The organism is Thalassobacillus hwangdonensis (assembly GCF_042675915.1).
GTDB classification, from domain to species: Bacteria; Bacillota; Bacilli; order Bacillales; family Halobacillaceae; genus Thalassobacillus_A; species Thalassobacillus_A hwangdonensis.
This window is the reverse complement of the sequence record NZ_JBHTKL010000005.1, coordinates 1,057,787-1,077,041: the sequence shown is the minus strand read 5'-3', so window position 1 is coordinate 1,077,041 and position 19,255 is coordinate 1,057,787. Positions and strand designations below refer to the sequence as shown.

The following is a 19,255-nucleotide window of genomic DNA, read 5'->3' as shown; positions in this document are numbered from 1 at the left end:
CTTGTTCACCTCTCAATGGAACGGTTAGGACAAAACTGTGATCCCCTGTTTCAAATACTCGATGTATGCCTGTTTTTCTGCTTCTTCTTCCATTTCGCAATCATCTAGGATTTGAATCAACCGTTGGTAATTATCAATGATCAGTTCGGTGCCTACTCCCCTGGATGTCAGCACATTGTTCAACCACATGGTATAGTCGAGGAAAAATGTGACATTATCCATTTGAAAAGCAGTTTCCAAGTGGTCCAGGTGATGGTAGTTATCTTCGTATGTCCGTTCTCTTCCGTTCTCCCCGAACCTTTCCACAAGGTCAGGGTACGCTCGGTAAATATCTTCTACAATAAGGGATACGAGGCGGTTCTTCGTGGAGGCTTTCATTCCGCCACCACCTTATATTTATTGACTTTAGGTACAATATTCGCCAGTTCCTGATCAGGATATTTCTTCTCCAGTTCATGGATACGTTTGAAATCCTCACTGCGAACCCACTTCAAGTAGTCGTCTTTAGTGAGCCATTCCATATGCACCGTAAGTTCTCCTGGTTTCTTATCATTCTGCAGGAGCTGGAATGAGTGGAATCCGTCCGCTTTATCGACGGATCTGCTCCTGTTGCGATAAACTTCTATTAGTTCGTCTGCCTTATGTTCAGGCACTGTGACGATTGAATCAACAATGTACATAATATCACCTTGCAATCTATGAATATTTCTTAAAAGATTGATGCTGGTTTGTAATTATTCTCAAATAATAGTTTAACACACAGCGTGCAGGAGTGTATAACAATCCGCGCAGGTACAGGTTTTTTAACAAAATTATACGAAGAAAATTTTATGATGAAATTTTTTTATCCCTATGAGAATGGGATAAATCGGTATAAAGCTTTTACACTCCATCAGATCTCCATCCATAAAAAGGCAAATTAAAATTTCCTAGCAAATAAAAAAGGAGAGCAGCCTCCACATTCGGAGGCTGCTCTCCTGAGTCTTTTCTGCTTATTTAAGCACAACTTCCTCAATGACATCCATTTCGGTATGATCAAGCAGATTTTTATTTACAAAAGCTGTCACTTCTTTATTCATATTGCTATCGAGATCTTTCGTTTCTTCTTTATCGCCGACCATATAGATGCGTTCCCATCCGTTATCTTTGGCAAGCTTGTCCAGCTTTGATGCAAGACTCTTATACCAGCGGTGGCGATTGGCATCGAAACGTTCCTCGAATTGATCCTGCTTCGTGCTTTTACCGCCGGAACCCATCGATGGCTGTGCACGGTGTGGACCGGTGTGCTGACGCCAATCTTCTGTATCCAGGTCCAGTTCATAAAGATTGGTATCTTTCAGTCGACCAAGCTCTGCATCGATCGTTTTAACTTGGGTTTTCTGAGTCAGAATCAACCCTGTTTTCGGAAATGTTTCATACATTGTACGCAGTTGATCAAGTTTTGCTGTTTCCTCCCAGAAGAACTCGGTCTTAACCGGCATCTGCAAGCGCTCCGCAAACCAGATCGAATCATCAGATGCTGCAATGATGACCAGGCTTTTAGCGAACTGCTGTTCATTTTCTTCTACGTACTTTTCCACTTTCTCTTTAATGGCCCAGAAGTTACGCTTCTCATCAGAATCTCCATCTTCCTGTAGGTAACTTTCGAAGTTGTTCAAACCATTCTTCAAGTGGATTTTCCATTCTCCGCCTTGCTGATCAGGATCAGAAGGATCTGTATTCAGATACATCGTAAAAACTCGGTGCGGTTTTTCTAAATATACACTTTCCATTTTTTTCAGTTCTTTGTTCATATCCATAAGCTTCAATCTACCCCTTTGCGTAAAATTTTTACGTCTAGTCTTTATGTTTCCGCAAATGAGTTCACTCAAACTTAGAATTATCGATGGATATTTCCTTTATCATCCAAGTACACGGAAGTGACCACTGTCCTGTTGAACAAGTTGCCTTTTGGCGTTTTTCCTGTCACATCGATGGTAAGGTTATACACGCCCTCACCACTGTACTTCAAAGTCACTTTACTGTTCTTCTCTCTTTTAAATAGAATGCTTGTTGCTTCCGGTTTGCCTTTTTTCAAGTGATTCACTCTGATCGTCGCCTTGATCTCTTTCAGATGAGAAGAAGCGAAAGCAACGGATGAATGTGTTCCGTCCTCCACCGCAACATCGATTTGACGATTCGCAGCACTATCAAAGTTCACCTGAAAAAAGTAATCTTCCCCTTGGTCATTGGATGCAGATAACTTCCAACATCCAGGTACAGGGTTTTCAATTGTCAGTTCGTGACGATAAGCACCTTTGAATACGTCACTTTCATCAGAAGCCACTTTAAAATTACTGTACATTTGGTTACCTGCTGGTTCAATAAGTTCTAAGTCCGTATCCTTCCTGTTGCTGATCCACTCAACCGTGATTTCTTCCACTCCGTCCTCTACAAAGAAACCTTCAATCGCTTTCCTTTTGTGGCTTCCACCGTGCTGGTAATTCCCATATGCCAAAGATGCTTCCTCCTCCACGAATGGCACAGATTCGAAGGAACTTAATGGAGCTGCTTCATATAAATAAGGTTCAAAGTAAGTAAAAGTGGCATTTCCCTCTTTGATTTCATAATGGTCCCAGTCATCTACTTTTATTTCCTGTGCATAGGACAGACGGGAGCTCGCAACTGTAACAGCCCCATCATTCGATCCGAACTGATTCAAGTACATCCCACCATAGAAAAGCGACCCCCAGAACGGTCCCCATCCTGTCCCGCCAAAGGTATAGATCGGATTGGCAGAAACAAGTTCATGGTTGTCTGTTTCATCTCGGAAGTAGCTCATATAGCCAGTCTGTAACGCGTAAGTAGCTTCACTCCGGTTACCAAGAATATCTGCAAGCCATCCTGCCCAAGAGCTGTGAGCAAGATTCGCCAGCTCAGAACCTTTGTGAGGGGAAGATAATGTAATGACGCGCTCAACATAAGGATGAGCCCCGTAATGAACCAAAGCAGCCTGTGCATCGACCCCACCTTTGCTATGTGCTACTATGACGACCTTCTCCCCAAAATGCTGATAGATTTCCTGAAGTTTCTCCGCCAGCAATTGGCCATTCGTCCACATGTCTTTGTCTGGATTCAAGTCGATGAATGCAGTCTCGAAACCTTGGGAACGGACGGTTTCATACATGTCATTGTCTTCGTACCATGTGCTTGATGAACTGTTCAACCCATGAATGAATAGGACAGGTGATTTATTTGGATCAACTTCCCCTGCGTCTGCCTGGTTTGGAAGTACCACCATTGCGAATACAATCATTACAAATAAAATCCCCCTCATTTGTTTCTCCTTCCTATAGTAGAATGTTGTGTTACTTACAGTATATTGGAAAAGGAGTGGTTCTCTTAGTTACAAAAGGACCGTTTCCCAGGGAGGATTGTACTATTCTCATTTCCTACAAAAAGAAAGCCCCAGCCATATTTGTGAATTGGCTGGGGCTTACACAGTTTACTGATTCGTGTTTTTCTTTTTTGATGCTTTTTGTTTAATTTCTTGTTTGAGTTGTTCGATTTGGGTGTATGCTTGTTGGGTTTCTTTTTCGCTCAGGGTCTGTTCACCGTATCGCACTACTTGATAGATCTCTGCTCCCGCTGAGGCAATTCCCAGTCTTGCGAACCAATCCTCGATCGATTCATAAAGCTGTCGTCCCATTTTCTTTTTGGCAGCATACTGCTCTAACTCGAAAAACTTCTTTCTGACAGGATCATCGGGTTTGTTTTGCCACTGTTTCCATAACGAACGCCGTGGTCCATCAGGATATTCAGCGTACTCATAGGAAACTCCCTCATGTTTATCAGATGGGACATTTCGATACTTCCTCAATTTATAGACAATAAAGGCACCAATGATCATCGCAACCAGAATAATAGTTATTGTCGTCCAGAATACTGTGGAATTAACCATCTCCACCAATTTTTCCGAATCATTATCCTGACCATCGAACATCATTCCCTCTTCATTCATCTCTCCAAATCCACCCTCGGTTTCATTCCCTTGCTCAGGTGGGGGTTCCAAGTTGATACGGAAATCAAGCCCTAACACATTGACGACATACATAAAACCATCAATCAAAAGCAGCACTCCAGCTAGGATGACCTGATAGATCATTGAGATGATTGACCGGAAAAGGTCGTCCAATAAAGCGACCGCAACTGCCAGTAAAGCGAGTCCCGCAGTCCAGCCAGCTATGACTCCTGCTCCATCGCTTCTTTCTTTTTTAGACAATTTCATGTAGTTGGATGCTAAATGACCTAGGACGACAACCGTGAATTGAATACTCCACATCCATACGACTGTCGATGTTTCCAATAAGAAAAACTCGATCATAGCAACGAACAGAGAGAAGAATAAGATAAAGGTCTCATTGCTTCGATCCGGATCTTTTTCATGGATAAGAAATCTCCAGCTAAGCAGCACCGGTATCCCTAACGCAAGGTAGATCGGAAAACCCAACAGGAACATGACAATCATCAATAAAGGCGCCAGAAAAATGAAGGGCATGTAGGTGGAAGTCTTGGAAGTTCCTAACGCAAATGCCAGATACGAAAGAAATACGACACCCAAATAGGGTAGAAATGGATATCCACCCTGGAAAGCGTAGATGGCAACGATCAGATAATAGAACAACAATGCATCACCGAGATAATGATATCCCTTCACAATGCCTGTTTTTCCTTCATTCATCCCATTACCTCCTTTTGCCTTCCAAGTGTCATGACCGCATGATCCTCTTTAGGGATGACATGGAAGACGCGCATACCTTTCGCTTTCCATTTTGCGGCGTAGAAGGAGGTTTCCTCAGTCCATTCACCCATGATGATGATCGACATCGGTTTATGGATATGGTGATCGAATCGATGGAGCATTTCTTTGAAATTCATATACGCATGGTCATTTCTTACTCGCGCCAGCAATTCAAGTGAGTGTTTCAGATGCTGGTTTCCCTCTCCTGCGGGCAAATGAAAGTAAGGGACTTTACCAGGGCGTCTAGAGGACAGGTGAAGCTCTGAAGCATACCCTTTCTTAGCAGCTACATGACAGAGGTAAGTAGCATAAGAAAGCAGATCCTCAAGCTTCGTACTGACAAAAGTATTTCCGAGCCTCGTAGTTTCTGTCGTGTTGAGCAGGATTGCCCACGTGTAATCCACTTTCTTTTCCAACACTTTCGTTTGAAGCTGCTGTTGTTTGGCAGAAGCTTTCCAATGAATCCGATGGAATGGATCAGACGATACATAATCCCTTGTACCTGTAGGAGTCAATACGTCTTCAAAAGGTGAAAATACCGCAGTTTGGTTTCCTTCCGCTAAGTAATTCGCTTCTTCCAGGCCATGGACGGTTTTAGGTTGTGGATAGACGATGAATTCCGTTCTCATCCAAGGGGTGAACTTCATGAAAATAGTATGGAAGTTCACCAAATGAGGAAATTCGTATGTAACATGCTGGATATTCACAGTACCTCGGCTCGTTGCATGAAAAGGAATACGGATGGTGGACTCGCCTTTCTTCAAAAGATGGAGGGGATATCGGTATCGCCCATTCCGGTCGGACTCCAGTCCTTTTTCCAACGGTTTCACCACAGAACCGCAACTGAAATTGATTTTTCCATTCAGAATTGGAACAGAGGAGTTATTTTTGAAGGTCAAGCTTAAATCAGCCTGATCTCCCGGAAACATACGAATCGTCCGTTTCGGATTGAGAAGCTCCAGTCCTTCCCCTGCAAAGCGATCATAGAGTTTGTTGAAGATGACGAAAGCTGAAAGAATCCCTGTCAATACAAACATTACCGGTGCAGCCATTATTATTGCCAGGATGGCTGAGATGGCAATTCCAGTGTAGTAGGTGTCATAATTCTTTCTATGTTGAAGGGGAAGCTCCTTTTTCCACTGCTTCACCTTCCCTCGCCCACTTCCACTGGCACTTCGGTTTTCTCCAGTATTTCACGGACAACTTCTTCTACCGTTTTTCTAATTGACCCATCCATGGAGAGCACAATCCGATGCTCCATTACATATGGTGCAATGAATTTCACATCCTGAGGGGTGACGTACGTTCTCCCCTTGATCAAAGCCGAAGCCTGACAAGCCCTCATGAATGCCAATGCACCACGAGTACTTACTCCTAAGTCAATATCCAAATGATCTCGCGTAGCGCGCACTAATGTTAGCAGGTAATCGACGACAGGCTCCGCAAGTGTTACGTGTTTCACTTGCTCCTGCAGCTTCATGATCGTATCGTGTGTAAGCTTACTTGTGAGCTGGTCCATCGGTTCATCTACCCTGTAAGTTGCCAGGATATTCTTTTCTTCATCATAGACAGGGTAGCCCATGTCGACTTTGAATAAAAATCGGTCCAATTGTGCTTCCGGCAACGGAAATGTACCTTGATTGCTTTCGACCGGGTTTTGAGTAGCAATGACAAGGAATGGCAATTCTACCGGCAGCGTTTCCCCATCAATCGTTGTCTGGTATTCTTCCATCACTTCCAATAGGCTTGATTGAGTTTTTGGAGTGGCGCGGTTGATTTCGTCTGCCAGCAATACATTTGTCATCACCGGCCCTACCCTCAGTTCGAACTCCTGCGTTTTAGGATTGAAAAACTGGATGCCTGTAACGTCACTCGGCAGTACATCAGGCGTGAATTGTACCCGTTTGAAGGTACCTCCAGTGACTTTTGCAAAACTTTTCGCCAATTTTGTCTTACCGGATCCTGGTACACTCTCCAGCAACACGTGTCCTTTAGCGAGTAGTGCTGTGAAAAGCAGTTCTATTTCCTGTGGTTTACCTAAGATTACACGTTCTAATTCGGCTTTCGCCTGTTTGATTGTATGTACGTTTTCTCCCATAATTCCCGCCCCATTTTTATATATTTTTCCATATGACTATTATTAGCAGAAAGATTCGTAACATTCAATATATTATATAGGAAGAAAACAAGCAACAAGTGATAAAGTCTAAAGCTCAGGAATTCGAGATTTAACCACTGGATCTTTGCCGATTATTGAAAAGAAGGGCGCCTGGGAAACTACTCGCTTTCCTGTGGGGGAACTGGCGAGCCTCCTCGCTCGTTTCACTCCCTGTGGGGTCTCGCCTAGGTCCTTCTCCCATCGGAGTCTCGCAGTTTCCCAGCCACCCTCTGTGTGTTTGTGAAAGACTCTGGCTCTGCGTGACTTTCAAATAGGTTCATTTATAATGAATTTACATAAAAAAAGCATGGTCCAATTACGAACCATGCTTTCGTCCCGTTATTTCGTCCATTCATCAATGGCATCCTGGTTTTCGTCAATCCAGTTCTGAGCACCCTCTTCAGGTGAATCCGCTTCATTCAAGGAAGCCATCAAGCTTCCAAGCTGGTCATCACTCATTTTAAAGCTGTCGAACCACTTCACTACTTCAGGTTGGTCTTCTTCAAGACCCTTACGTGCGGCATAAGAAATATCTTCTGAATCTCCGTATACGTTCTTAGGGTCCTCCAGGAACTTCAAATCCATTTCTGCGAACGCCCAGTGTGGCTTCCATAGTGTTACGACAATCGGCTCTTCCGCTTTCATCGCATTTTGCAGTTCGGCTGTCATGGTCGGACCGGATGAAGCTGCTAATGTATAATCGAGATCGTATTCCTTGATTGCATCTTCTGTCAATGCCATGATGCTTGCCCCAGCATCAATTCCAACGATTCTTCCATCAGGGAATTGATCCTTATTCGCATTCAAGTCTTCAATCGAGTTGATCTCTTCCATATAACTAGGAACAACGAGCCCAAGGTTTGTGCCTTCATACCAGGTCTCTCTCCAGTCGATATCCTCTTTATATTTCTCATAGAAAGCTTTATCCGTATTCGGAAGCCAGATTTCCATTCCGATATCAAGATCACCATTAGCTAATGCTTCGTAAAGAAAACCTTTTTCCACGTTCTTCAGTTCAACATCGTATCCCTTTTCTTCGAGGATGAGTTTCCACATATTCGAAACAGCGACGTTCTCAGCCCAGTTGTTCATACCAATCTGAATCGTACCATTTCCTTCTGCTTCATTACCTTCATCATTGTTTCCACCTTCGTCATTCCCACCGCAGGCAGCAAGAACAAGAACAAGTGTAAGCGCCAATAAAGTCAACACATTACGAAATTTACCCATATGAATTCCTCCTATTTTACTTTTCTTATAAATTTTTCACTTAATTAGGGAAACCTATGTACAGAAAGTTTCTCACGATTACCGATTGTAACATGAACAAAAACAGTTTATACAGTAAAAACTGTACAAATTTATCATAATTTTAATTTAACTGTAACCTACCACTCCTTCTTACTTGTTAGAATGGTGGGACGGCATACCCTGTCAAAATGATTCCTTAGGTGGAGTTTGAAACGACAAATTTCGTGAAATACACAATTAAATGGAGTTAAAAAGGAGACCCACCCATGAACGTGCGTACATTACTTAAATCACTGACAATTCAATCATCAAACTGCCGTCTTGATGATATCGATATAACACATATTGCCTGCGATTCCAGAAAAGTGGACAAAGGGTCCCTTTTCATAGCGATCCGGGGTCACGAGGCGGATGGTCATACTTATATAAAAGAAGCTGTTGAAAATGGGGCTTCCTTGGTCATCGGCGAGCATGAGGCAGATGATTACTTCGACATGCCTTATATCCAAGTAGGTGACAGCAGGAGGGCATTGGCAGTAATATCCAAAAATTACTATATGAAAGATAAACCGTACCCGATTATGATCGGCATTACCGGGACGAACGGAAAGACGACAACATCCTTTATGATCCGCCACATCCTGGAACAGTCCGGTTATTCCTGTGCCTTATTCGGTACAGTGTCTTACATGATCAACAAGAAGGATCACCCTTCCACTCACTCCACTCCTGATCCAATGACATTACACAAGTTCCTTGCAGATTCAGAAGACGATGTGGCAATTCTTGAAGTTTCCTCACACGGCATCAAGCAAGGAAGGATTCATGGAGTCCCGTTCGATCATTTAGTGTTTACCAATCTTGGTCATGATCATTTGGATTATCACTCAAGTATGGAAGACTACTTTGAAACGAAGGCAAGTTTATTCGATCAATTGACAGAGGATGGAACAGCTGTCATCTATACAGGACAAGACTGGGGAAAGACTCTGGCACAGCGGCTGAAGCAAAGGAATCATCATGTCTGGACAGTTGATTCCAACGAAACTGACGATGCCATTTTTGACTTTGAACAGCAGCTATTGCATACAAAAGACCGGAAAGTACCAATTAACCTGCAGCTGCCCGGCATTCACAATTTCCATAATGCCTCCTTTGCAGCAGTGACTTCAAACCGTGTCGGTGTCGAGTGGGAAAATATCAGCCGATCCCTTTCCCAAAGGATCCATGTACCAGGCAGATTCGAAAGATACTCGCATCCGAATGGCGCAACAATTGTAGTCGACTATGCACACACATCCGATGCCATAGAAAATATCCTTGCAACAGCAAAACGAGAAGGCGCGGGGAACATCATCCACGTTTTCGGATTCCGTGGAAAAAGAGACAAATCGAAGCAAAAGGAAATGCTGCATGCAAGTAAAGCGCATGCAACCGAATACGTGCTTACAAGAGATGACTTGAATGGAATTGACCCTTCCGAAATGGACGCGGAGCTTGAGGACTTGCATTTCACAGACGGCTCCATCAAGGGTACGGTCCTCCCCGACCGGACTAAAGCCATCAAATATGCATGGGATAAAGCAAAAGCAGATGATTGGATCATCATTACAGGAAAAGGCCATGAAGAATATAAGGACGCCTACCACTATCCTGTAAATTCAGATATCGAAAGTGTTGAATGGTTCAATCGTCAATCAGAGTGCTGCGATCCAATCTTAAAACAGGGCTGAGCCATCAGCTCTGTTTTTTCATGGTCTCATGGTATAATTGCATTTATCTCTCTAAACAAAGGATGACTTTCATGGAACGAATACAAGTAGCAGAAGAACTGTCTTTCTCCCGTATCATTCACGGATTATGGCGGCTTGCAGATTGGAATTATTCAGATGATAAAGTTCTGGAGCTTATTGAACATAATTTGGATAAAGGAATAACAACCTTCGACCACGCTGATATCTATGGGGATTATACATGTGAAGCTTTATTCGGTAGGGCTTTAGCTAAGAAACCTGAATTAAGGAACAAGATGGAGATCGTCACGAAGTGCGGCATTGTCCTCCCTTCAAAAAATCGCCCTGAGAACCACACCCATCATTACAATACAAGCCAACAACACATCATACAGTCAGTTGAACAATCGTTGATCAATTTGCAGACGGATTACCTTGATACGCTGTTGATTCATCGCCCTGACCCAATGATGGACCCGGCAGAAGTGGCAGCGGCTTTTTCCCGATTACATAAGGATGGGAAGGTAAGAACCTTTGGTGTATCCAATTTTAAACGCCATCATTTTGAAATGCTCCAATCTTACCTGGAGGTCCCATTGGTTACAAATCAAGTAGAAGTATCCACTTACCATTTGGAGAATATCCAGGATGGCACGTTGGACTTCTGCCTCGAAAAAAGAATAGCCCCAATGGCTTGGTCACCATTGGCAGGAGGAAAAGTATTTCAAGGAAAAGAAGAAAAAGCTGTCCGTGTAAGAAATACACTGGAGAAGGTCCGCAGGGAAATAGGTGCAGAGGACATTGATGAAGTGATGTATGCGTGGCTATTGAAGCATCCATCGAGAATCATGCCTATCGTAGGTTCCGGTAACGTTGAAAGAATCGATCGCGCAGTTCGTTCACTAGACTACACGTTGAACCATGATCAATGGTTCGAAATCCTTCAATCGTCCATGGGACACGATATCCCTTAATACAAACGAATAACTTCCTAGACAATAGAAAAAGTGATTCCGCTAATGGGAATCACTTTTTTCTATTTATTGATTGTTGCGCTTTTGACGAGCATCAGCCTGGCGCGCTCTTTCCTGCGCCTGCTTATCTTCCTGATCAGCGAATTCTTGTGCGAATTCCACATCACGTGCTCCAGCAGCATCCTTTTCGCGTTTCGGAGTTTGCGGTAAGCCTGCATCGTTTTTACCGTTAGCTTTACGACGGTCATCTCTACCCATGGTTTTCACCTCTTTCCTTTCACGATTCGCTATTAGTATTTCTCACCAGACCTGAAACTATGTAAAAATGGAACTCGATTGATTACATCTAAAAAACATCAGAGGGTTCATTCAAAAATAGGCACGAAAAGTCGGGACACTCTCCCTGAAGACTCAGTATCGAGATAAGTTGCATCCCTTGCTAGGGATGAGACTTAGGAGGTCCGGGAAATTACTCGCTTTCCATGTCCATGGGAATGGGCTGAGCTTCCTCAGGCTTCGCCTTCTGAGATCTCACCGCTCATTTTCACCCCATAGGACTTTGAAAAAGCATACTGAATAAACACCGCACGAAGGAAATGCGTAGCATTTTCGAGGAGTCTCCCAATTTCCCGGACCTCCTTGCGTTGTCAGACTAGAGAAACATGGATTCAAAGATCTTGAAACCTAAGAAAAGTTTCTTTAGACGTTCACTTAACCTACACCCGATTTCTAACATCATACATTGTGAGGGTCGTTCACCAAACACACATAGGGCGACGGGGAAAATGCGAGACTCCCGTGGGTGAAGGGCCTAGGCGAGACCCCACAGAGAGTGAAACGAACGAGGAGGCTCGCCAGCTCCCCACAGGAAAGCGAGTATTTTCCCCAGCGCCCTTTCCGCTTATTCGGCAAACGATTCCTACATAACTAAAGATTAAAAAAAGCCAAAAGAAAAAGGAAGCTTGGAAAGTTACCTCCAAGCTTCCTTTTGGGTTCAATAACCGACTTCTACGGATGCATTGACAATATACATTAGATCGTTGCGATCCTCTTTGTCTTCGAGTACGATACCGCTTGTTGTCAGCATTCCGCCTTTTTGAACTTCAACGGTCACGGTACCATATGGGATTGCCTTTTTGATCTCATCAAAGTCCAGTTGGTCTTCATCACAAGGAACTGCTAGTTTGATATTCACCCTCATGTTGTCCAATGATTCTTCAGGCAGACTTTTTCTGATACCTGGCATGGAATTCGTGTGGATGGCATTTTTAATTGCACGTACAGAAGCTTTTGTTACGTTCTGTCCATGCACATCCACGCCCATTCCTGTCTGAATAAAGATTAGTTGATCCATTTCGCTGCCTCCTTCTATACTTGTTATCACCTTTATTTTCCTCATTCCACATCACCTTCTACATAAAACCAACGATTCTTAGATAGGCAGCAGGTTGGAACGGTAAAGGTAAATGATCAGTTCAATCAATGTTCTAGGATATTTCTTCGGAAAAAACCGTTTTTGATAATAAAGATAGTAAGCTTTCTTGATGTCCGGCCACTGCTCGCACACTTCTTTTTGCGTGAACCTTACCACATCAATCACTTTGATCGTGCCATCCTTTGTAAGGATGATATTTTTCAAGTGGGTATCAGAGGGATTGAGTCCCTTGGAGACTGCATACTCCAGAATGTCATCCACACGCCTGATCATGTCGGGAGTAATGGTAACTCCTTCAACGAGGCAGTCATATAGGGTTTTCCCTTCGATGTATTCCATTACGAGATAGTTATCGCCAACTTCATAAATCTGAGGAAAGTAGATGGGGTTGGATAATTGCTCATAGATGGCAGCTTCCTGCTCTGCTAAATGTTCGTACGATGGAAAATAAACTTTCACCGCTTTTTGTTCCACATGGTCAAAAAACACCGCAGCACTTCTGCCGGCAGCTACATAACGGAAGGCAGCCGGATAACCGATCACTGTATCCCTCTCAATGACGACTTCTTGTATCAGTTCTTCCATGTGTCTCATCATGATCCCCTCAATCATAAGAACTTGGACGAAGAACGAGTGACTTGTTCCTTCTATTATATCAGAATTTTATAGATACGATGACGCTACTTGTCTGTACCCCTCTTAAAAATGTACGAATAAAAAATAGAAAAATGACCGGTGAATGTAACATTCACCGGTCATTCGTCACTTATTTCTCTTCAAGCAAGTATTGTTCCAATTCGTCTACCATCTGGTTCGCTGCCATGACACCGCCTGCAGTGTTCCAAATTGCATCGCTCACTTCATGGACATTGCCTTCTTGTACAACCTCAAGGTTGTTCCAAAGCTTGTCGTTCGTCCACTCTTCTTCAGTAGAATTCCCTTCACCATCACCAGTTTCATAGGTGAAATAGAACAGGACATCGCCGTCCATATCCGGAATACGTTCTTTCGTTACTTCCTCTGCAAATTCAGGCTTATCCTGTGATTCCGGACGAGCTAGACCAATCTGCTCCAAGATCACACCTGAGAAAGAATCTTTATAGTAGATACGGGAGCTTCCTGGAAGGAAACGGACTACAGATACTTTCGTGTCCAGTTTCTCCTGTTCTTCAAGATCAGACTTCAAGCTTTCGATACGTTCATCGAACGCGGACAGAACCTCTTGTCCTTTTTCTTCTTTATTCAATGCTTTTGAATATAGTTCAAAGTTGATTTTCCAATCGCCACGGAGTTCTTCAGCAAACACGGTAGGAGCAATTTTGTTCAATTGATCGAACCATTTCTCCTGACGCTGTTTATTACCAATAATAAGATCAGGTTTCAAGCCAGCGATCGCTTCAAGGTTGATGTCACTCTCGGTACCTACGACTTCTACACCTTCCATGTCTTCACTGATATGGTCATACCAAGGATCACCTAACCAGGACTGTACTGCTCCTACAGGCTTTACTCCCATTGCAAGCAAAGCTTCTGTTCCTTCATTTGTCAAAATGACCACTTTTTCCGGTGTTTCAGGAATTTCAGCAGTTCCCATTGCGTGTTCTACTTCATAGGAAGAGTCCGATGTTTTCTCTTCCCCTTCACTTGCATTGTCGCTTTCTTCTGTATCATCAGAAGATCCACATGCAGCAAGTACCAACATTAAAGAAAATAATAGCAGAAATAAACCAAATCCTTTTTTCTTGAACATATGTAGTGCCTCCTAATTAATTGATAATGATTTTCATTCACAACTAGTAGTTTAAGTGAGTGGAGGTTCCTTGTCAATACCTAATTGATAATGATAATCATTGACAGTATCCGTCTGACTCGATAAACTTATACATGGAAACCTATATATAAGAAGCAGAAAGGTCCTTGTAATGAATGAACTATTCAAAACGACCAGAATAAAAACAGTCGGTATCATTATAGGAGTGCTCCTTGTTCTGATTTTCATGTGTGGAAGCGTCATCTATGGTTATACAAACGTCACATGGAAAATGGCCCTGGAAGCATTCAATCATTTTGACGGATCCAATGAGCATATCATCATAAGAGAGAGCAGGCTGCCGAGGGCATTGATCGGGGCTGCTGTCGGAGCTAGTCTAGCCGTTGCCGGCGCTTTGATGCAGGGAATTACAAGAAATCCACTCGCATCGCCGAGTATTTTCGGAATCAATGCAGGTGCAGGGTTTTTCATCGTTGTTGCAGTCAGTTTCTTTTCCGTTTCTTCGATTCAGCAATTCGCCTGGATCAGCTTTTTCGGAGCAGCATTGACTGCAAGTATTGTCTATCTTTTAGGTTCTGTGGGAAGAGATGGACTATCACCAATCAAACTTACATTAGCCGGGGCGGCGATGGCAGCTATGTTTGCCTCGCTTACTCAAGGGATGCTTGCATTGAACGAAAAAGCGCTCGATGAAGTGTTGTTCTGGCTGACAGGTTCGGTGCAAGGACGGGATTTGGATATCCTTCTCGGTGTACTTCCCTATTTAACCATCGGCTTGATCGGAGCTCACATCCTTTCCAAACAAATCAACATCCTGGCAATGGGAGATGACGTAGCTGTCAGTTTGGGTCAGCGGACGATACTTGTTAAAATCATGATTGGAATCGTTGTCATCCTATTAGCGGGTGGAGCAGTATCCATCGCTGGACCAGTAGGATTCGTAGGAATCGTCATCCCTCATATTGCGAGAAGCCTTGTCGGGATGGACTATCGATGGGTTGTACCATACAGTGCAATTCTCGGAGCAATCCTGCTTTTGGCCGCTGATATCGGAGCCCGCTACATTATCATGCCCAGCGAAGTCCCTGTCGGAGTAATGACTGCACTGATCGGTACTCCTTTCTTCGTTTATATTGCACGAAGGGGGCTGAACAACTTATGAGTAAATACAGCTCCTATCGGAATAAATGGCTTTCTTTTCTACTCGATAAAAAAGCAATTACAGTAACCACTTTACTATTCATCGTCACCGTCGCATTACTAATCATCAGCGTCGGTACAGGCGACTTACAAATCGCACCGCTTGATGTAGTGAAAAGTTTCTTTGGTGCAGGAAATGAAATGAATGAACTAGTCATCAAGGAGTTTCGCCTGCCGCGAGTGCTGCTCGCATTCTTATCAGGAATTGCGCTGGCGGTAGCAGGAGCCATCCTGCAGGGAATCATCCGAAACCCTTTGGCTTCTCCGGATATCATCGGAATTACAGGTGGTGCTTCATTCGCTGCAGTGTTGTTCCTGACGATTTTTGCGGATAACGCTACTTCCATCACAGTGGGAATTGAGTGGCTGCCATTCGCTGCATTCCTTGGTGCACTTGGTACAGGGTTACTTGTCTATCTATTATCATGGAACAATGGCGTCACACCTATCCGCCTGGTTTTGATAGGGATCGGATTGGCTGCTGCCATGCAGGCACTGACGAATATGATGATCATCCTTGGTCCACTTTACCTTGCCTCACAGGCACATATTTGGATCACGGGAAGCATCAATGGTGCCAACTGGAATCAAGTATTAACACTTGCCCCTTGGGTTTTTACGATTTTAATCTTAGTTTTCATTTATATAAGGAATTTGAACATACAGGAGTTAGGTGAAGAAATCGCCAAAGGGTTCGGGAGCTGGGTTCAGAAAGACCGATTGATCCTGCTGCTTTTCAGTACTGCTCTCGCAGGTGGTGCTGTAGCATTCGTAGGTGGTATCGGATTTGTCGGCTTGATGGCCCCTCATATGGCCAGAAAGCTTGTCGGTTCCTCCTTCGGCGCACTTATTCCAACTGCTGCATTGATCGGCGCGATCGTCGTCATGGCAGCTGACCTTGTTGCAAGAACAGTCATTGCTCCATTGGAGATTCCTGCTGGTGTATTCACCGCAGCAATCGGAGCACCTTATTTCATCTATCTGCTTTATCGAACTCGAAATCAGTGAGGAGAGATCACATGAAGGCATTGGAAACGAAATCACTGACATTAGGATATGGAGATACAGTCATCATCGATGAACTGAATCACTTCTTCCCAAAAGGAGAAATCAGTGTGCTTATTGGAGGGAATGGCTGTGGTAAATCTACATTGCTCCGTTCAATGGCACGACTTTTGAAACCTAAACAGGGAGGCGTCATACTGAATGGTCAGGATATTGCGAATATGTCGACCAAGGCTGTAGCAAGGAAGCTTTCCATCCTTCCTCAGTCACCTTCACATCCTGAAGGCCTCACGGTACTGCAGCTGGTCAAACAAGGGCGTTACCCCTATCAGAGCTGGTTCCAGCAGTGGTCGAAAGAAGATGAAGCCGCAGTTACCCGTGCATTGAAATCAACCAATATGGAGGAATTTGCCGAACGTACGGTAGACTCTTTATCGGGTGGTCAGCGTCAACGTGCATGGATTGCAATGACATTGGCACAGGAAACGGATACGATTCTTCTTGACGAACCGACGACATACCTGGATATGGCACACCAAGTCGAAATCCTCGACCTTTTATATGATTTGAATCAGCAGGAGCAACGGACGATCATCATGGTGCTGCATGATTTGAATCTTGCTTGCCGTTATGCCGATAATGTAGTCGCGATTCAGGATAAGAAAGTTTATGCTCATGGAAAGCCTGAATCTGTCATTGAACCGAAACTCGTCGAAGATGTCTTCGGTATGAAATGCCAGGTCATCGAAGATCCGATGTTCGGTACGCCACTTTGCCTGCCTCACGGAAAAGGCCGAAGAGTAAAAGGAGCAAGCCTGCAGGCAGTTGAGGGATAAACGATAGAAAACGATTCGTCCTCGGATCGTTTTCTTTTTTTACGAAATGCTATATAACAAAGGAGAAACTTCATGAATATATTACTTACCGGTGCAACTGGATTTGTCGGAAAGCGATTGATGCGCGGGTTACTGGACCAGGGACACGTAATTTACCCGATTGTACGCAGTCAAGCCAAACTGAATCATTTTTTAGATACATTAGCTGAAGGAGAGACCGAGCGCATCCACCCGATCCAAGGTGACCTCTCCCTCCCACATTTCGGAATTTCAGAAACGAAGATCGGTCAGTTGAAGAACAACATTGACCTGTTCTATCATACTGCTGCTTTCTTATCCTTCAAACAGGAAGATAAAGAAAAGACATTCAATATCAACGTTGATGGCACGAAGCATGCACTCGAGCTTGCCAGATCCTTGAATGTCCAACGCTTTTTCCATGTCAGCACCGCCTATACGCTTGGTATGGAAAGCTATGGATTAGAAACGTTGCATGATTCCAATCGAACGTTCGTCAATTATTATGAAGAAAGTAAAAGTCATGCAGAACACCTTGTATGGTCTTATCGCGAGAGCATGGACGTCAGTATTTTCCGACCAGCAATCATCATTGGTGATTCCGATACCGGGGAAGCAGAAACGACATTTGCATTATACGGACTCATGAAGGCAGTCTCGCTGCTGAAAAAAATGACTGAGAAGCAACGACTGGACGCGGCTACTACTATCCGCCTTTACAGTGACGCAGCGGCAAGGACAAACCTTGTGCCCGTCAATTACGTTGTCGATGTACTGACTGCAGGTGCTGCACATGCAAAGAAAAACCAGATCTACCACATCGCTAACAATGAAACATTGACGAACGGGGAGATCATTAATTTGATCAAGGAAGTCAGCCAAATGGACAATCTGACACTAACCAGCTCTGAAACCGAACTAACAAGATCAGATGAGTTGATCAATGAGCCGATGAAAGTGTTTCATTCCTATTTGAACCGTACCATCACATTTGATGATACAAATACGAGACGACTGCTTGCAAAAGCAGGGCTTGATCCCCTTCGCTTGAATGAAAGTCATTATCGGATGATGATGGAGACCTATTTTAATCAACAATGATAGAACAAAGCCCGAACAATTGAATGTTCGGGCTTTCTTTGGATTCACTTCAGTAATTTTTTCGCTTCAAGAAACCGTTGACCGGCTGTGAAGAGTTCTACTGCAAAAAAGAGCAGGGTAGTCCAAAATAGGATAGACGGAAAAAGGAGCATGATGCTGAACAGGATGAATCCTTCTGATCGCTCTGCAAGTCCTGCCTGGTAATGAAAAGACTTGATTCCCTTATTGTCCGACACATTTCCCACCGTCAGGAAAATCGTCATCGAAATGATGATGGAAACACTTAAAAGTAATAATGGCCACATGATTTCAGGATGCACATAAGCAATGGCAAGAATGATTCCGATTTCCACAATTCTGTCGAAAGTTACATCCATTACTGTACCGAACGGTGAAGGTTTCGTCTTCCGCGCCATTGAACCGTCCACCGCATCAAGAAACCCTGAAACCCATAAAATCGCTACACTCAGTATGGGATGCCCCATTATATAGAAGGCACCAGCCATCATACCTACTGCAAAAGCGATGATCGTTACCTGGTTCGCACTTAACCCAATTTTTAAAAGGAAGTCCGCCGTTTTAGATATGAACGGTTGGACATACTTCCTTGCATGTGTATCTATCATAACCTCACCTTATTCCACTTATCATTTCGTCCACTATACCATTTACCTCCATAGCCGGAAATCATTAACGCTCCAATACAGTATAAATCCGATCCGCTGTTCAAAAATATAGTGAGGAGGTGCTGCAAGATGGAAAAAGAAAAACGTAGCAAACGAAACCGTACCAAGTCGGTGAACCGCCAAGGTATCACTGAGGATACACGGGATCAGCAGCCGCAATCACAATTAGAACAACGTTCTGAAAAGCGCCAAACGAAAATCTGAGACATTTTGTAAAAGCAAAGGATTCTTCCTTTGCTTTTCGTACATATCACGAAAGCGCTTTTTTGTTTCAACAAGACTTATGATAAGATGAATAAGGATTGTC

Annotated in this window: 20 protein-coding genes; 7 read left to right on the top strand and 13 right to left on the bottom strand. The window is 43.7% G+C overall.

What is annotated here, in order from left to right:
- Nucleotides 1-24 precede the first annotated feature (24 nt).
- The 8 genes from ACFQ2J_RS14785 to ACFQ2J_RS14750 form a co-directional block, all read right to left on the bottom strand.
- Nucleotides 25-378, bottom strand: a complete 354-nt coding sequence (locus ACFQ2J_RS14785; protein WP_386062110.1) for a hypothetical protein — start codon at nt 376-378, stop codon at nt 25-27.
- Nucleotides 375-680, bottom strand: a complete 306-nt coding sequence (locus ACFQ2J_RS14780; protein WP_386062107.1) for an antibiotic biosynthesis monooxygenase family protein — start codon at nt 678-680, stop codon at nt 375-377. The genes ACFQ2J_RS14785 and ACFQ2J_RS14780 overlap by 4 nt, the downstream gene beginning before the upstream one ends.
- 312 nt (nt 681-992) lie before the next feature.
- On the bottom strand, nt 993-1,799 hold the full coding sequence (locus ACFQ2J_RS14775; protein ID WP_386062104.1) for a VLRF1 family aeRF1-type release factor: 807 nt from the start codon (nt 1,797-1,799) through the stop codon (nt 993-995).
- An 80-nt stretch (nt 1,800-1,879) separates the two neighbouring features.
- Nucleotides 1,880-3,295, bottom strand: a complete 1,416-nt coding sequence (locus ACFQ2J_RS14770; protein ID WP_386062101.1) for an esterase/lipase family protein — start codon at nt 3,293-3,295, stop codon at nt 1,880-1,882.
- A 189-nt stretch (nt 3,296-3,484) separates the two neighbouring features.
- Nucleotides 3,485-4,720, bottom strand: coding sequence for a hypothetical protein (locus tag ACFQ2J_RS14765; RefSeq protein WP_386062098.1), 1,236 nt, complete (start codon nt 4,718-4,720; stop codon nt 3,485-3,487).
- Complete coding sequence (locus tag ACFQ2J_RS14760; RefSeq protein ID WP_386062095.1) at nt 4,717-5,928, bottom strand: DUF58 domain-containing protein; 1,212 nt, start codon at nt 5,926-5,928, stop codon at nt 4,717-4,719. The genes ACFQ2J_RS14765 and ACFQ2J_RS14760 overlap by 4 nt, the downstream gene beginning before the upstream one ends.
- Nucleotides 5,925-6,878, bottom strand: coding sequence for an AAA family ATPase (locus ACFQ2J_RS14755; protein ID WP_386062093.1), 954 nt, complete (start codon nt 6,876-6,878; stop codon nt 5,925-5,927). Before ACFQ2J_RS14755 ends, ACFQ2J_RS14760 begins: the two co-directional genes overlap by 4 nt.
- A gap of 399 nt (nt 6,879-7,277) precedes the next feature.
- On the bottom strand, nt 7,278-8,168 hold the full coding sequence (locus ACFQ2J_RS14750; RefSeq protein WP_386062090.1) for a glycine betaine ABC transporter substrate-binding protein: 891 nt from the start codon (nt 8,166-8,168) through the stop codon (nt 7,278-7,280).
- A gap of 287 nt (nt 8,169-8,455) precedes the next feature.
- Here ACFQ2J_RS14750 and ACFQ2J_RS14745 point away from each other — a divergent pair, with 287 nt between their 5' ends.
- Both ACFQ2J_RS14745 and ACFQ2J_RS14740 read left to right on the top strand, forming a co-directional pair.
- A complete protein-coding gene (locus tag ACFQ2J_RS14745) occupies nt 8,456-9,922 on the top strand; it encodes a UDP-N-acetylmuramoyl-L-alanyl-D-glutamate--2,6-diaminopimelate ligase (protein WP_386062087.1) in 1,467 nt (488 codons plus the stop codon).
- Nucleotides 9,923-9,993: 71 nt separating this feature from the next.
- Nucleotides 9,994-10,896 (top strand): aldo/keto reductase, encoded by a 903-nt coding sequence (locus tag ACFQ2J_RS14740; protein ID WP_386062084.1) that lies wholly within the window; start codon nt 9,994-9,996, stop codon nt 10,894-10,896.
- Between the two features lie 66 nt (nt 10,897-10,962).
- On the opposite strand, the gene ACFQ2J_RS14735 is transcribed toward ACFQ2J_RS14740, so the two are convergent.
- The 4 genes from ACFQ2J_RS14735 to ACFQ2J_RS14720 form a co-directional block, all read right to left on the bottom strand.
- On the bottom strand, nt 10,963-11,154 hold the full coding sequence (locus ACFQ2J_RS14735; protein WP_386062081.1) for a YfhD family protein: 192 nt from the start codon (nt 11,152-11,154) through the stop codon (nt 10,963-10,965).
- A 736-nt stretch (nt 11,155-11,890) separates the two neighbouring features.
- On the bottom strand, nt 11,891-12,250 hold the full coding sequence (locus ACFQ2J_RS14730; protein ID WP_386062078.1) for a Lin0512 family protein: 360 nt from the start codon (nt 12,248-12,250) through the stop codon (nt 11,891-11,893).
- Nucleotides 12,251-12,328: 78 nt separating this feature from the next.
- Nucleotides 12,329-12,925 (bottom strand): AarF/UbiB family protein, encoded by a 597-nt coding sequence (locus tag ACFQ2J_RS14725; protein WP_386062075.1) that lies wholly within the window; start codon nt 12,923-12,925, stop codon nt 12,329-12,331.
- A 172-nt stretch (nt 12,926-13,097) separates the two neighbouring features.
- A complete protein-coding gene (locus ACFQ2J_RS14720; RefSeq protein ID WP_386062072.1) occupies nt 13,098-14,081 on the bottom strand; it encodes an ABC transporter substrate-binding protein in 984 nt (327 codons plus the stop codon).
- Between the two features lie 172 nt (nt 14,082-14,253).
- Between ACFQ2J_RS14720 and ACFQ2J_RS14715 the strand changes: the two genes are divergently transcribed.
- The 4 genes from ACFQ2J_RS14715 to ACFQ2J_RS14700 all read left to right on the top strand — a co-directional run bounded on the left by ACFQ2J_RS14715 (nt 14,254) and on the right by ACFQ2J_RS14700 (nt 18,262).
- The gene (locus ACFQ2J_RS14715) at nt 14,254-15,264 is read left to right on the top strand and encodes a FecCD family ABC transporter permease (RefSeq protein WP_386062069.1); all 1,011 of its coding nucleotides are present in this window, start codon (nt 14,254-14,256) and stop codon (nt 15,262-15,264) included.
- A complete protein-coding gene (locus ACFQ2J_RS14710; RefSeq protein WP_386062066.1) occupies nt 15,261-16,310 on the top strand; it encodes a FecCD family ABC transporter permease in 1,050 nt (349 codons plus the stop codon). Before ACFQ2J_RS14715 ends, ACFQ2J_RS14710 begins: the two co-directional genes overlap by 4 nt.
- An 11-nt stretch (nt 16,311-16,321) precedes the next feature.
- On the top strand, nt 16,322-17,143 hold the full coding sequence (locus ACFQ2J_RS14705; RefSeq protein ID WP_386062063.1) for an ABC transporter ATP-binding protein: 822 nt from the start codon (nt 16,322-16,324) through the stop codon (nt 17,141-17,143).
- A 72-nt stretch (nt 17,144-17,215) separates the two neighbouring features.
- Nucleotides 17,216-18,262: an SDR family oxidoreductase gene (locus ACFQ2J_RS14700; protein ID WP_386062060.1), complete on the top strand. Its 1,047-nt coding sequence runs from the start codon at nt 17,216-17,218 to the stop codon at nt 18,260-18,262.
- Nucleotides 18,263-18,306: 44 nt separating this feature from the next.
- On the opposite strand, the gene ACFQ2J_RS14695 is transcribed toward ACFQ2J_RS14700, so the two are convergent.
- The gene (locus ACFQ2J_RS14695; protein ID WP_386062058.1) at nt 18,307-18,888 is read right to left on the bottom strand and encodes a CDP-alcohol phosphatidyltransferase family protein; all 582 of its coding nucleotides are present in this window, start codon (nt 18,886-18,888) and stop codon (nt 18,307-18,309) included.
- A gap of 129 nt (nt 18,889-19,017) precedes the next feature.
- Between ACFQ2J_RS14695 and ACFQ2J_RS14690 the strand changes: the two genes are divergently transcribed.
- Nucleotides 19,018-19,152: a small, acid-soluble spore protein L gene (locus ACFQ2J_RS14690; RefSeq protein ID WP_386062055.1), complete on the top strand. Its 135-nt coding sequence runs from the start codon at nt 19,018-19,020 to the stop codon at nt 19,150-19,152.
- Nucleotides 19,153-19,255 lie beyond the last annotated feature (103 nt).